The organism is Aquimarina hainanensis (assembly GCF_042684685.1).
GTDB classification, from domain to species: domain Bacteria; phylum Bacteroidota; class Bacteroidia; order Flavobacteriales; family Flavobacteriaceae; genus Aquimarina; species Aquimarina hainanensis.
In genome coordinates this window covers 472,150-487,106 of sequence record NZ_JBHULX010000039.1, presented here as the reverse complement: position 1 = coordinate 487,106, position 14,957 = coordinate 472,150, and the positions used below count along the sequence as shown (strand labels likewise).

Genomic DNA, 14,957 nt, shown 5'->3' with positions numbered 1-14,957 from the left:
CTTATTCTGATATCCTCTGTCTCTGCTATAAAAGTTTATGAATAGTCGCATACGAAATGGCTTCATATATATTAGAGACTCCCAGTTTTTCAAAAAGTTTTTTTCTGTGAAATTTTATCGTATCCGGAGAGATATAAATCTTTTCTGAAATTTCATGTATGGTATAGCCGCGAATTGAATATTGCAGAATTTCTTTTTCCCTGGTGGATAGCTCTATTTTTTCCATAGGTTTCCAGCAATCATTTGCGAGATCATAGGTGATCTTTTTACTGCCGTCTTTTTTAGAGATAATAATATTTCCTGATTGTTGCTGTGTGGATAATGATACAAAACAAATGGCCTTCCAGATTTTTCCTTTTTCATTTAGAAATAAAGGCGTAAGCTTTTGGTTGATCAGAATTGTTTTTCCTTCTTCATTTTTTAAGTGAAAATCATACGAAATACTATATTCTTTTCGCTCTTCCAAGGGGGTTTGTTCATAAAAATCAAATCCGACAGTATTTATTTTTACGAGTAATTCCAAATCTTCTTTAGGGACGTATTTAAAATAAAAATCATACCCCATTTCTTTGACTTCGGTGGCAGAGTTTCCACATAAGAACAAAGGATTATCCGAAACGTACTCAAAGCCTTTTGTATTATAATCAATTACATATACACTCTTGTAGGTAGTTCTTGTAAACGCTTCTATAACCTCCAGATAATTTGTTGTTTGATGAATATCCTTAGCGGTTAGGTCTCTAATTGTATTTTTTAATGAAAAAAAAGAGTTGATGTCAGTCATACAAAGTAAAATAAATCCCATACAAATATAAGATTTAAAAAAAACTACCCGATCGGGTAGTTATATGTACAAAAAGAAGTTGTATAGGAATAACAAAACTACGCTGTAGTGTAGTGTATCAGTTGTTTACGAACTATAATTTTGTTCTCGGTAAAAACACTAAAACAAAAAAAGATGGTAAAATTAGTATTGACACTTATTACATTTTTATTTTTTTGTCTATCAACTATCTTTGGTCAAACAACCAAGGAAATTGTTTCTATTCATATAACGATAGCGCAAAAAACGGATAAAATTTGTGGTAATTCGGAACGGTTCCAAAAGGATCTCCACAAACATCTCTACGTAACAAAACAACAACAATCAGCTTTTCAGAAAACACAGGAGTATCTGTTAACCCTCGGCTCAAAAATCAGTAAAAAAATTGATACATCTGGCATTATTGAAATCTTAACAGGAACTACAAATGGACATGGAAGAATTCTTGATTATTTTCAGAAACAAGCTTCTGAGGTTTATTATTTTCTGGGGGGTGTACACTATGTCACGTCTTTACTTTATAAACAAACCATTATCTGCTAAAAATGAACCGTATACACCTAACAAAAGATATTGTGCGTATAGTCGAAAACATCAAGATCAAGATCAAGATCATCAATCAAATTCCGAACACCTAATCATAGATCATACGCAAGATCCAAGCCTATTCTGGTTATTTTACCCCATTCATTGGGTTATACTACAAAGTCGGCAGTACGGTCGACTTTGTTTTGTAATTAAAAACACAGCAGGAGAGGAGTATTCAATATAACATACACTAAAAATCTCAAAAATTAATTCAAGGAATGTTCTTTAATATAGGCTTTGGGACTCATGCCTACTTTCTTTTTAAAAACCCGGGTAAAATATTGTGGATATTCAAACCCTAATTTATACGCAGTTTCAGAGATGGATGCATTAGGGTTTAATAGCATACTCTTGGCCTCTTCGACAATAAATAAATTGATTTGATCAATGGCTGTTTTGCCAGTTTCTGCCTTGATCGTATCACTCATATAGCGATGACTTACCTGTAATTGAGCAGCCATCCAATCTACTGTTGGAATTCCTTCTTTAGCAAATAAATTTTGCTCGAAATATGCATTGAGAACATCCTTGAATCGGGTAATCAAAATCTTATTATCATCTGTTCTATTGATAAATTGTCTTTTGTAGAACCTATCTGCATATTTCAATAAGGTATCTAATTGAGAAATGATAATTTCTTTGCTAAACTCATCTTGATTGTTGTGATATTCTACTTTTATATTTTCGAAAATACTTTTTATAATCTGTTCTTCTTTTGGTGATAAGTGCAATGCTTCATTCACATTATAATTAAAGAAATTGTACTTTTTAATTTTGTTATATATATCTGAGGAACGAATGTAATCTTTATGAAGTGCTATGTGATAGCTTTCTGAGCTAAACACCATTTCTTTGAATGATAATGTCTGATTGGGGGCTGTGAATAGGAGAGTTCCGTTGGTACAATCATATTTGGTACGCCCGTATATCAGTTCTCCAGCGATAATGTTCTTAAAACTGATCGTATAAAACTGGCAATTCAATACTATAGGTCCATCAAAGGTATAGGTCTCACAACTAGCCTGTTCATCTTCCTCTAATTCGTTATGGACTACACTAAACAAAGGGTTTTCTGGCTTTCCTAAGTTAAAGTGATCATGAAATTCGGATATATTGCTAAACGTAAAATTGGATGTTTTCATTAGTCAAATGCATTATTGAACCCTTTATTTATTACATGGCTTTCCACCATTGATTTGAAGTTGAATCTTCCTGGTCAATATATGTTAATTTTCCGATTTCAGGAATAAGAACATCTATATTTATTTCTTCGGCCTTTTTCAGCACTCGTTGTACCGGGTCTGTCCAGCTGTGTTGTGCTAATTTAAAAGCTCCCCAATGAATAGGCATAATCTTTTTAGCTTTTACATCTACTCCAGCCTGTGCTGTTTCTTCCGGAAACATATGAACACTAGGCCATAGTGTATTGTATTGCCCACATTCCATAAAGGCAATATCAAATGGTCCATATGTATCTCCAATAGTTTTAAAATGCGATGCATATCCGCTATCTCCGCTAAAAAATATCTTTTCCGTTGGCGATTGTATGATCCAGGAACACCAAAGTGTCGTATCTCTATCAGATACACCACGACCAGAAAAATGTTGTGCAGGAGTGCTGATAAAAGTCAGCTCATTGAATGAAGCCTTTTGTCCCCAATCTAATTCCACGATTTTTTCCTTTGGAACTCCCCATGCTATCAGATGTTTTCCAATCCCTAAAGGGGTAAAAAAACGGCGGACCTTATCTTTTAATTGAATAATAGATTCATAATCCAGATGATCGTAGTGATCATGAGAGATCAAAACTGCATCAATCTGAGGGATTTGTGCTATTTCGATTGGTAAGCTATCGCTAAAACGTTTACCTCCTAACCAGGGATGTGGAGCTGGCACCTCACTCAACATCGGATCGATAAGGATATTTTGACCCTGTGTCTGCATTAAAAAAGCAGAATGTCCAAACCACATAAAACGAGTTTTTTCATGTGCATATGCCGCTATATTTATAGAATCCACCTTTTGTACCATAAGATCAGAGGCTGGGCGTGATTCCGGAATGCTTTTAAACATTCCTCCAATTGCTTTCAGCATATCTTTTCCGCTCATATCCATTTTGACACCACCTAAATTACTGAATTTTCCATCTTTATAATTTTCTGATTTTGCATATTCTTTTTGCTGTTCTTTTGTCGCTTTTCCACCAAACTGTGGACTCATCGTTACAAATAACAGCCCTACAATGGTCATAACACCCATTACAATTCCTATGGTTATTAACATCTTTTTTATAATTTTTACAATTCTTTTCATTAATTATTACAAATCATTTTCAACGCCTTTATAAGCTCAATATAGCAAAGACTAATATTGAGGAGAAACCATTTACCCAAAAGTACCTATTGTCAGAAGAGAATTTCTATTAACCAGTTCCCTGGATTCCCGTTTCTCAAAAAAGCCGTTCATTACTATGTGTATAAGTTTTATACTTTGATTACAAAATTACAGCAATCATCTCCTCACAAACGTATACATTTTCGTAAGAAACGTATACATTTTGGAGGTATGTTTTTATGTGTCAGAGAGCTTACAGTTTTGAAACTACTCTTGCGGGTAGCATAAAAACATTGAGATACCCTTAGTTTTGACAGTAGAAAACAAATATTAATAAATGGAAAAATTGGTATACTACTTCTTTTTACATGCTAAATCATTCTCATGAAAAACATACTTTTTATACTATCGATGTTGCTGTTTCTTCACGTATCAGCACAAGAACCTCTAGAAGCTACTCAGTGGCAGGAAGACCTTCGTTTTTTGCAAAATACCATTCATAAGGACTATCCCTTTCTTTTTGTAAAAACCACCAAAGAAGATTTTGATGCAGCAGTAACCACCTTATACAATGACATTCCGAATTTACAAACACACGAAATTATTGTGGGAATGTCCCGAATCATATCTTTATTCAAATACGGACATACCTATGTTAGTTTTCATCAAAAACCATATGAATTTTCACAACTCCCGTTTAATTTATATGCATTTAACGATGGAATTTATATTCAGGGAGCACATAAGAACTACTCCAAAGCAGTTGGTGCCAAAGTCATTGCAATAGAAGGGAAGCCAATCGCAGCAGTTCTAAAAGCAATTGAACCGACTGTAGAAGTAGAGAATTCGCAGTACTTTAAAGCTTATGGAATTAATAATATGCGTTATCCTGAAATCTTACATGCTCAAAAAATTACCAAAACCCTACAAAATACGATTACATTCACGTTAGAAAAAAATGGGAAGGAATTCACACAATCTTTTACCACATTGCCCAAAGGAGAGCGGGTACCTACCCACCGGGGTTATGTGCATCAAAAAGGCGATTGGTTAGATTCCAGGGATCAATCTACCACACCTTTATACCTGCAACAGCTGGATAAGGTCTATTTCTCTGAATATTTAACCAAAGAAAAGGCGATGTATGTTCGACATAGCCGAATTAAAGATGAAGCCGAAGAGAGTACCAAGGATTTTTATACCCGCGTTCTTAATGAAGTAGTAACAAAGGGGGCAGAGAAATTAATCATTGATCTGCGTTTAAACGGGGGAGGAAACAACTATTTGAACAAAGAGGTTATAAAAACACTTATTAAAGCTGAAAAAATCAATACAATAGGAAAGTTGTTTGTTATTATTGGAAAACGAACCTTTTCTGCCTGTCAGAATCTAGTTAATGAGATTGACAATTATACCAATGTTATTTTCGTAGGAGAACCCACAGCAGAGAACATCAATTTCTGGGGAGATAATCGCCCTGTATCATTGCCTAACAGTGGGATTAATGTCTCCTTATCATATTTGTGGTGGCAGGATAAACCAGCATTAGAGAATGCTCCCTGGATAGCTCCTAGTATTCCGGTGACCATGAGTTTTGAGGAGTATGCCCATAATCAGGATCCTGTGCTGGAAGCCGCATTACGATTTGAGGTAGCAGATTTTAAACCGAAGCCGATGGACTATGTTATCCATTTATACTTATCCGGACAAACACAAAAACTAGCAGAAGAACTTCCTAAAATGATCCAGGACCCACTTTATGCATTTTTTGATTTTGAAAACGGATTACTCAAGGTAGGAAACATTTTGCTGCAGAGTGGCCGTGCTCCACAAATTCAGGCATCTATTCAAGTATTTTCTATGGTGTTAGGGTTGTTTCCAGATTCTGCAAGTGCACATACTTATCTAGGACGCTCCTATATAGCCTTGGGACAACCCGAAAAAGCAGCAGCAGTACTTCATAAAGCAATTTCTCTAGATACTGATGGAGAAATCAGGAAGGTGGCTACAACTCTTTTATCCGAACTCTCCAATGACTAACATAGCATTTTGATGTTTTTATAATTAGGTTGGAATGTTTCCCCAGGCATTCCAACATTAAAAACGGGAATCGTTTAGATACTGTTAGTTTTAGCGTATACTGTTGAATGATATCAGGTTGCTTTGATTAGAAGCAGCCTGTTTTGTGTTATAGTTTATTCTCTTATTTAGAATTTCGAATCAGAAGTAAAGTACTTCGATTCATGGAATTATTTTGTATAATTTTTATTCAATTGTGGAATCCCACAAGGTATTAGTTCTACGATCTATTATTTTTAAATAAGAAAAAATTAAAGTTCATTATATAATCGAGATGCTCTTTCTAATTTTAGAGCGATTCTTTTTCTTAGTTTTTCTGGTTTAAGGACTTCAATTGAGTCTCCAAATCCCAAAATCATACGTTCTAGTTCAAAATTGATCTGGACAAGAATATTAAAAATAACACCATTTTCAGTTGTTTTTATAATCCGTTGTGAACTATGAAAAGGCTTGGTAATGACATAAGGCGCATTTTGTTTATCTATCCAAAATTGAATGCGTTGGGCTCTAGAATTAGCTACTGTTACACCAATAATATCTTTGTAATATGTATCTCCATCAAATTTCTCATTCATGTAAGGAATAGTAGTGTCAAAATCAATGTCGATAATTCTATCTAATGCCAAATTTACAACAGCTTTCTTTGCAGAAGATTTACCTACTAAAAACCAACGATTATTAAATTCTTTTAGAATAAATGGATGAAAAACAATTTCTGATGCTTGTTGCGCTTTGAAAGACTGATATTTTATTTTTAAAACGAGCTTCTTCAGAATAGCTTGGTATAAAATATCTAGATGTTCTAATCCTTTTAATTTTTCATTTTTATCTAGATGAATTATAGAAGCTTGTTGTGTTTTTTCTGTATAGATTTTATCTTCCAACCGCTGAATGATACCGCCAAGCTCAGTGAATAAAGAGAAATCTTTAAATTGTTTCAACATTTCTACGGTTTCAGAAAGTACATTCATATCATTTTCTGTCAAAGGGATATCTGTAATGGAATAGTCCTCGTTAGCATATCTATAATACTTCTTATCATAAACTTCAATAGGTGCATTATACCCCAATTTATCACTACGCATCATTTGAATATCCAGCTGCACAGTTCGTTTACCAACGTTAACATCTCTACCTTCATATTCGTACAAAGCATCAGAACAAGCTTCAATTAGATCATCAAGCGTCCATTGTCGATTGTTGTTTTGTAAGCATTTATCAATGGTTTTATATCGTATTAGTGCATTCTTATTCTGTGCCATATTGGAATATTTTTCGAAAAAATACATATTATCTTTTTTCTACGCAAATTGATTGCGTACTTAAAAAAGATATTTGTACCAGAATCATAAATAAGCTATTAAACATTGGCTTAAAGTAACGCTCCGTCGAACAGGGAGTCGGCGGAGTTTCAGAAAAAAGAATTATGAAAAATAAAACAAACATAACAGGGAAAACATTAATCGAATTAGGTTTTAGATCCGGTAAATGGTTTCCAGAAGCAATTGATCATATCAATACGAATAAATTAGAAGGAGCAGCCATGCATAACTATCTGGAACAGTTTAAATCTCCACCTATGGTAGATTTACATACTGAAGCTGCTCCATTTGCTATTAACATAAAAGCTGAAAATGAGTCAGAGAAAACCAATGTGAATTCGGTTGTAGAATCAATGAATACATTAATGAAAACACCAACACTGGTGAATGGAGCTATAATGCCAGATGCTTGTCCCACAGGGCCTAATGGAACTATCCCTGTAGGAGGGGTAGTAGTAGCTAAAAATGCTATTCATCCGGGAATGCATAGTGCAGATATTTGTTGTTCTGTAATGCTAACAGATTTTGGAACAATGAATCCTAAAAAAGTTTTAGACGCTGCACATCAAAATACCCATTTTGGACCTGGCGGTAGAGATAGAAATACACAATATAGGTTTCCAGAGGAATTATTAAAAGATTTTCAAGGAAATTATCTGTTGAATAATGAAAAGATGATTCAGGCAGCTAGATCTCATTTAGGAACGCAAGGAGATGGAAATCACTTCCTCTTTGTTGGTAAATCTAGAAAGACAGGTAATACGATGATGATTACGCATCACGGATCCAGAGGTCCTGGGGCTAATTTGTATACCAAGGGGATGAAAATTGCAGAACGTTTCAGAAAAGAGTTATCTCCAGAAACATTAAAACAAAATGCCTGGATACCTTTTGATACTGAAGAAGGGCAAATGTATTGGGAAGCATTACAAATCATAAGAAAGTGGACAAAAACAAATCATGAAGTAATTCATAACGCAACACTAGATGCTTTACAAGTTGAAGCTCAAGATCGATATTGGAATGAGCATAACTTTGTATTTAAAGATAAAGATTTATTCTATCATGCAAAAGGAGCGACCCCTCTTGATGCTAAGTTTATGCCAGATATTACAGGACCAAGATTAATTCCATTAAATATGTCTGAACCAGTTTTAATTGTTAGTGGAGAGACTACAGCAAGTAACCTTGGTTTTGCTCCTCATGGAGCAGGACGTAATGTGAGTAGAACCCAGCACAGAAGAAGTAAAGAGGGGAGAACTAATGAAGAAGTGTTTCAGGAAGAAACTAATGGTTTGGATATTCGTTTCTTTTCTAATGAAATTGATGTTACTGAGCTACCGAGCGCTTATAAAAATGCTGAAACAGTAAGAAAGCAAATGGATGAATATGGTCTAGGTAAAGTAATTGATGAAGTGCTCCCTTATGGGTGTGTTATGGCGGGTGATTGGAAGAAGAATGCTCCTTGGAGGAGGAAAAAAAGGAGATAAAACACGAAAAACTTTTTGCATATATTGATATACAATCACAAAAAATCACGTAGTATACATATGGATTGAAGAACTTTTCAATCCATATGTATTTATTGTTACACCTAGACCTATTTGATACTACTGATTTTTAGAACTTATTTTATGTATGATCGTGGTAAATCCATTTTGACTAAAAGTTAAGCCACTACTATTATCTTCAATTTTGGTTAATGTAGCTCCAACTGCCGTATCATAAAGCGTGTTTTTGTCTTTTTGCATCAATTCACTTTTTATTCCCTGAGCTTCAACAATCAAAAATAGTTTATTCTTTTCTCGCTTAATTTCAAATGTTAAGTTAGCCTCTTTTAATACGTATTTCCCTGGTATTTCTTTGAAGTCTGCAATGTTTATTACCTTAAAATCTTCAATGTTTTCATTATTTAAATAAGCAAACAAGTCGTTTTTTAATGATTTCTCAAAAGGTATTCTATGAGAGTTTGTAAATAATAGAAATAGATTATTAGTTTCAGGGATATAGGCATTTCTAAAAGCATATCCAACATTGTTTCCTCCATGACTAACATAGGGGATCCCTTTATACTCAGACTTAAATAAACCTAACCCATATATTTCATTTCCAGATTCCATCATAAGGGTAACCGTTTCTTTTTTGAGTAGTTTTTCAGTTTCAAAAAGAGCGTTGTAAAAAACGGCCATATCAGATAAGGTAGAAGCAATACTTCCTGCCGAATAAGCTATATTCGCATAAAATTTATAATCCAAATATTCTGTAACGTCTTTTTCTTTGTGATATGGCGGAGCCAGATTTGGTAAATTCTTATGTACATAAGGATAAGAATGTTTCATCTGTAAAGGTTCAATAATACGTTCTCTAACTAAATCAAAATAACTTTTATCCGTTATTTTTTCCAGAATTCTTCCGAGTAAAAAATAGTTGGTATTACAATAATCAAACTTACCTACCATATCAGGAGTATTCTTTTTAACCAGGTTTAACAGGTTTTCGTTATAGAGGGAATCTTTTTTTGCATAAAAAATAGTATAGATGTTTTTGCCAATAACTTCATCTAACCCGCTTTCATGCGTTAATAATTGTTTAATTGTCAAAGAAGCATCTACGTTTTGTATTGGTTTTACATATTTTCCAATAGTATCGGTTAATGTTAGATTTCCTTTTTCGACTTCCTGTAATAAAAGAACAGCCGTAAAAGTTTTAGTAGCACTTCCAATATTAAAAACATTGTTTTCGTGTAGATCAAAATTACCTAGACTGATCGTTTTTATTTTCTCATTCTTTTTAACAAGGACAGCAATCCCTTTGTTTTGTTCTTTTAATAAAGCATCAAATTTTTGCTTAATACGATTTAGTGTACTGTCTTGTGCAAATGATAGACTCTGTATTAATAATAGTAGCGTAATTATAGTGTACTTTCCTATTTTCATGATGAGATTGTTTTTAAATGACCTTCCAAAACTCTCTCAATAAATAAGTATTACAAAATAAGAATGACAAACAACCAGAATAAAGTGATAACTGTAAAAAGGTCGTATTATCATTAAAAAAAGCATGTTGAACCCCAACTCAAGCATCCTTATCCGTAAAATCGAAAAATAGGTTTCTTTGGTAGAAAGTAAAAGTTGGACATAATCTTAAAAATTATGAGTGCGCTGTAAGAGTTTATGCAGTATTATTTTATCTATAAAAGACAAAAACTCTATTTCTGTTTATGTTCTAATGATAATGGAAATACTGCGGAAAACTTTACCATAATCAAGATATTAATAAGCGATTATGACAAGCGTTAAATTATAAAAACGTCAGAATCCAATAATAATCTAACCCCCACAACCAGCAATAATACTGCGAATGCTTTTTTTAATGTTGCTGCGGGTAATGTATGGGCTAGTTTTGCTCCGATACGAGCGGTAAAAAAGCTAGCCAAACTCACACAAATAAATGCATAAATGTGCACAAAACCCAATACCCCATTAGGTAATGCTTCTTTTACATCGGCATCAACAAATTGCCCAAAAAAAAGAAATCCGACAGCCCCAGCAACAGCAATAGGTAAGCCACAGGCAGCCGATGTACCCACTGCATTTTGAATTTTTAAACCGTAATAACTCAAAAACGGAACAGTTAATGTACCTCCACCAATACCAAAAATAGCAGAAACAAGACCGATAAAACCTCCTAAACCAGTTTGCCCAATAGGCGATGGAAGTTTGCTAAAATCATTTTCTTCTAAGGCTTTATTTTTCATAAACAACATTTTTATTCCTACCAAAAACGCACCTACTCCAATTATTGCCTGAAGTGATTTACCATTAATAATAGATGCAACACCTGCACCGATCAATGAACCAATTACTAATCCCGGCGCCATACGCTTCCACACACTCCAATTTACTGCACCTTCACTATTGTGCGCCCGAAGTGAACTAATAGAGGTAACAATAATAGTAGCAAGAGATGTCCCAATACCAACATGTGTAAGTGCAGCTTCTGGGATGCCTTGTGCTGCAAAAATGTAAATTAATGCGGATACAATTATCATTCCACCACCGATACCAAACAAGCCTGCAAGTATGCCAGCAAATGCACCTGCAGCGAGATAGTAAAGAATAAATATATTCATAAATAAATTAAATTTTTTAATAGGTTCATTTGTATGAATGCAGATCTCCTATGATTTTATTTCATCAAATCTACGTTTAATGAAGTAAAATCATCAAACTAAATATCAAAAATAGAAACCATTTTCTAATTAATATATCAAGGGGGCTAAATTCCAAATTCTTTGCGTATAATTTCTGCTCCTGCACTTAGGGCACTTAACTTATCTCTTGCTACGTTTCGAGATAAAGGAGCCATCCCACAGTTTGTACAAGGGTAAAGATTTTCGACATCTACAAATTCAAGAGCTTTACGTAGCGTATCAGCTACTTCTTCTGGTGTTTCAATAATATTGGTAGCCACATCAATTGCTCCGACCATTACTTTTTTACCACGAACAAGTTCAATTAAATTAAACGGTACACGTGAGCCATGACATTCTAATGACACCATATCAATAGTAGAATTTTGAATTCTAGGAAGAATTTCTTCGTATTGACGCCACTCTGATCCCAATGTTTTTTTCCAATCATTATTGGCTTTTATTCCATAACCGTAACAAATATGTACCCCAGTTTCACACTCTACCCCTTCGATGGCTCTTTCTAGGGTTGCCATTCCCCAATCGTTTACTTCTTCAAAGAAAACATTAAATGCGGGTTCATCAAACTGGATAATATCTACTCCTGCATCTTGCAATTCCCTTGCTTCTTCATTGAGTACTTTCGCAAATTCCCATGCTAATTTTTCTCGACTTTTGTAATGGTTATCATACAGTGTATCTACCATTGTCATCGGTCCGGGTAATGCCCATTTTATAGGCTTATCAGTTTGTGTACGTAAAAATTTAGCATCATCAACAAAAACTGCTTTTTGACGTGCAATCTCATCTATCACAACAGGAACACTCGCATCATAACGGTCACGAATTTTTACAATTTTACGGTTTTCAAAATCTACACCACTCAAATGCTCAATAAAAGTCGTTACAAAATGTTGACGTGTTTGCTCACCATCACTAATTATATCGACTCCTGCTAATTGTTGTTCATGTAAAGAAATTCGTAATGCATCTTGTTTCCCTTCAAGTAAATGATCACCTTCCAATTTCCAAGGTGACCAAAGTTTTTCGGGGGGTGCAAGCCAAGCAGGCTTGGGTAAACTCCCAACAGTAGAGGTTGGTAATAATTTCTTCATTGTAAAATATTTTAATAGGTTGTGTTAATTAAATAGTGAGATTAGAAGACCACCGCTCCAGGATACTTTGGTAGGGCTTAATAAAATGTTTTTCGGCAAATTTACCTTGCTCAATTGCTAATTGAGTACGTTCTTCCCGATCGTATACAATTTTTGTTAAAGAATGATCTTGATTTTTCAAACTAGGTTTATAGCAATGACCTGCGACAGCATTTGCATTATAAATTTCAGGCCTATAAATCTTTTGGAACGTTTCCATTGTACTAATGGTACTTATTAGTTCCAGATTTGTATAATCAGCTAGTAAGTCGCCAAAGAAATAAAACGCCAGAGGAGCAACACTATTAGGTGGCATAAAATAACGAACCTGCAAGCCCATTTTTTTGAAGTATTGTTCTGTTAAAGAAGATTTGTTGGGTTCGTATTCAAAACCTACTATTGGGTGGTGGTTTCCTGTTCGGTGATACGTTTTATTGTCTGATACACTCAAGCATATGACAGGTAGTTTCACAAAGTGTTTTTTGTAATTTTCTGAATTTATAAAACACTTAAATATATTACCGTGCAATGCTCCAAAATTATCAGGGGTACTAAAACCATCTGTATACTTGTTATGTTCTAAAAGCAACACGCTAAAATCATAATCGCGGACATATGAAGAAAAGTTATTCCCCACAATGCCTTCAATGCATTTGCTTGTTTTATGATCGATAATATGTGTTTTTAAAATCTCAATCGCTGGGAATGTCTTACCATTACCATTAATATCTAAGTCGACAGAAACAATTTCTAATTCAACCGAGTAGCGATCTTTATCAGGATTGTCCCAGTTCGCCAGGGTATTAAAACGATTGTTAATCATATTAATCGTGTTGTGTAAGTTTTCTTGACGACTTGCTCCTCTTGCCAGGTTCGCAAAGTTGGTGGTTGTACGAGTGCTGTTGGACGGAATATAGTTTTCATCAAAACAAATACTCTTTAGTGTGAACCTAATATCATTCTTCATTGTATTCCCGATAGTTTCAATAGCTTCCTGTATCATCGATTTCATCTTATTCATATAGTTTTTATACCCTGCAAATATCAAAATAAAAGATTATTTAATTACAATTAGATTATAAATAGGATAAAATATCTTTATATTGGAAACTATTAGATAAAATATCTTTTCTTTGTAGAGATTTAATTCACCAAAAGAAAATTTATCTATGTCCGATTTAGACCAAACTGATTTGAAATTATTAAAGTTGCTTCAACAAAGCGGAAAATTAACCACAAAAGAAATTGCGCAACAGGTTAATCTATCGCCAACTCCTGTTTATGAAAGAATCAGGCGTTTGGAAAAGGAAGGCATCATCAAAAAATACGTCGCATTGGTTGAAGCCGAAAAAGTAGGGAAGGGGCTTATCGTTTTCTGTGATATTACGTTAAAAGAGCATACTAAAGAAATAGGTCATCAATTTGTACAGGATATTATGTCTTCTGAGTATGTCTGCGAGTGTTATAATATTTCGGGGGATTATGATTTTAGATTAAAGGTGATGGTAAGGGATATGAAACATTATCAAGATTTTGTTCTCAATAGTTTAGGTTCAATTAAAAATATTGGGAGTGCTCATAGTACATTTGTTATGGGAGTTATAAAACATGACTATGCTGTACCGATATAAATTGTAATATCTGGCTAGGGAATATTCAATGTATAGAAAGTCATAATTTTTCTAAGTAAAAGCGCTGTTTTATATAATGCCCCTTCGTTATGTGATTTTACTTTGGTGAAAAGCGAAAGTTGTTACCTCAAACTTTCTTTAATTTTTTTCTTCTCAAAAGTTTCTTTAAAAATGTAATGGAATACTCTTTTTGCTGAAGGGGTAGAGTAGTGGAGGCAAAATGTGTATGGAATGGCTTTATTTCTTACCAGTTGAATAATTAACTCTCTTTTTAAAATCAATAATCTCATCTTTTAATTTCTTATTAGCGTTCTCGATTAATTCATTTTGAAGTTTCATAACTCTTAGTAAATCGTGGATTGCATTTAAATTGTCAAGTTGTGTATATACTACTTGTTCTAAATCTGCTTTGGTATATTTTGGACTTAGCATAGAATATGTATTAAAGTTATCAACAATAAAAACATAAGTTTAAATTAACTTTACATAATTAAAACTTACATAAAATCAATTTAAACTTAAATAAAATATTTTCAAAACACAAGTTAGAGTTAATTAAACAAAAGTTCAAATTACATTTTAATAAGTATGAATTATATATTAGCGATTATAAATCAGCATTATGGCAGACAGAATTAATAGAATAAAAGAAGTATTAGTAATCCAGGGCAAATCACAAGTTTGGCTTGCAGAGCAGCTTGGAAAAAGTACAACATCTATAACTGCAATTTGCAATAACAAATCACAACCACACTTAAAAGATTTAAAAAAGATGGCAGAATATTTAGATGTTGATATTAGAGAGCTCTTAGTTTCAACCAAGAAATAGAATTA

General features: G+C 33.7%; 14 protein-coding genes. 5 read left to right on the top strand and 9 right to left on the bottom strand.

Annotated elements, in window-relative coordinates; all coding sequences use genetic code 11:
- Positions 1-25 precede the first annotated feature (25 nt).
- Entirely contained in the window at positions 26-784 is a 759-nt protein-coding gene (locus ACFSTE_RS18115; RefSeq protein WP_378258898.1) for a helix-turn-helix transcriptional regulator, read from the bottom strand.
- A gap of 174 nt (positions 785-958) precedes the next feature.
- Here ACFSTE_RS18115 and ACFSTE_RS18110 point away from each other — a divergent pair, with 174 nt between their 5' ends.
- A complete protein-coding gene (locus ACFSTE_RS18110; RefSeq protein ID WP_378254850.1) occupies positions 959-1,366 on the top strand; it encodes a hypothetical protein in 408 nt (135 codons plus the stop codon).
- Between the two features lie 251 nt (positions 1,367-1,617).
- Here ACFSTE_RS18110 and ACFSTE_RS18105 read toward each other — a convergent pair whose 3' ends face one another.
- Together ACFSTE_RS18105 and ACFSTE_RS18100 are read right to left on the bottom strand one after the other, a co-directional pair.
- The gene (locus ACFSTE_RS18105; protein WP_176030259.1) at positions 1,618-2,553 is read right to left on the bottom strand and encodes a helix-turn-helix domain-containing protein; all 936 of its coding nucleotides are present in this window, start codon (positions 2,551-2,553) and stop codon (positions 1,618-1,620) included.
- A gap of 31 nt (positions 2,554-2,584) precedes the next feature.
- Positions 2,585-3,724, bottom strand: coding sequence for an MBL fold metallo-hydrolase (locus ACFSTE_RS18100; protein WP_378254846.1), 1,140 nt, complete (start codon positions 3,722-3,724; stop codon positions 2,585-2,587).
- Positions 3,725-4,129: 405 nt separating this feature from the next.
- Between ACFSTE_RS18100 and ACFSTE_RS18095 the strand changes: the two genes are divergently transcribed.
- Entirely contained in the window at positions 4,130-5,785 is a 1,656-nt protein-coding gene (locus tag ACFSTE_RS18095; protein WP_378254842.1) for a hypothetical protein, read from the top strand.
- A 290-nt stretch (positions 5,786-6,075) separates the two neighbouring features.
- Here the strand turns inward: ACFSTE_RS18095 and ACFSTE_RS18090 are convergent, their stop codons facing one another.
- The gene (locus ACFSTE_RS18090) at positions 6,076-7,086 is read right to left on the bottom strand and encodes a helix-turn-helix transcriptional regulator (RefSeq protein ID WP_378254840.1); all 1,011 of its coding nucleotides are present in this window, start codon (positions 7,084-7,086) and stop codon (positions 6,076-6,078) included.
- A 164-nt stretch (positions 7,087-7,250) separates the two neighbouring features.
- Between ACFSTE_RS18090 and ACFSTE_RS18085 the strand changes: the two genes are divergently transcribed.
- Positions 7,251-8,636: an RtcB family protein gene (locus tag ACFSTE_RS18085; RefSeq protein ID WP_378254838.1), complete on the top strand. Its 1,386-nt coding sequence runs from the start codon at positions 7,251-7,253 to the stop codon at positions 8,634-8,636.
- 120 nt (positions 8,637-8,756) lie between these two features.
- On the opposite strand, the gene ACFSTE_RS18080 is transcribed toward ACFSTE_RS18085, so the two are convergent.
- From ACFSTE_RS18080 to ACFSTE_RS18065, 4 genes are all read right to left on the bottom strand, one after another.
- On the bottom strand, positions 8,757-10,082 hold the full coding sequence (locus ACFSTE_RS18080; RefSeq protein ID WP_378254836.1) for a serine hydrolase domain-containing protein: 1,326 nt from the start codon (positions 10,080-10,082) through the stop codon (positions 8,757-8,759).
- 359 nt (positions 10,083-10,441) lie between these two features.
- Positions 10,442-11,278, bottom strand: coding sequence for a sulfite exporter TauE/SafE family protein (locus ACFSTE_RS18075; protein WP_176030261.1), 837 nt, complete (start codon positions 11,276-11,278; stop codon positions 10,442-10,444).
- Positions 11,279-11,424: 146 nt separating this feature from the next.
- A complete protein-coding gene (locus tag ACFSTE_RS18070) occupies positions 11,425-12,453 on the bottom strand; it encodes a methionine synthase (protein ID WP_378254833.1) in 1,029 nt (342 codons plus the stop codon).
- Between the two features lie 28 nt (positions 12,454-12,481).
- A complete protein-coding gene (locus ACFSTE_RS18065) occupies positions 12,482-13,504 on the bottom strand; it encodes a DUF1852 domain-containing protein (protein WP_378254831.1) in 1,023 nt (340 codons plus the stop codon).
- A gap of 157 nt (positions 13,505-13,661) precedes the next feature.
- Here ACFSTE_RS18065 and ACFSTE_RS18060 point away from each other — a divergent pair, with 157 nt between their 5' ends.
- Complete coding sequence (locus ACFSTE_RS18060; protein WP_176030263.1) at positions 13,662-14,123, top strand: Lrp/AsnC family transcriptional regulator; 462 nt, start codon at positions 13,662-13,664, stop codon at positions 14,121-14,123.
- Positions 14,124-14,360: 237 nt separating this feature from the next.
- On the opposite strand, the gene ACFSTE_RS18055 is transcribed toward ACFSTE_RS18060, so the two are convergent.
- A complete protein-coding gene (locus ACFSTE_RS18055; RefSeq protein WP_378254829.1) occupies positions 14,361-14,555 on the bottom strand; it encodes a hypothetical protein in 195 nt (64 codons plus the stop codon).
- Positions 14,556-14,745: 190 nt separating this feature from the next.
- On the opposite strand from ACFSTE_RS18055, the gene ACFSTE_RS18050 reads away from it, so the two are divergent.
- The gene (locus ACFSTE_RS18050; RefSeq protein WP_378254827.1) at positions 14,746-14,952 is read left to right on the top strand and encodes a helix-turn-helix transcriptional regulator; all 207 of its coding nucleotides are present in this window, start codon (positions 14,746-14,748) and stop codon (positions 14,950-14,952) included.
- The last annotated feature ends 5 nt before the right edge of the window (positions 14,953-14,957 follow it).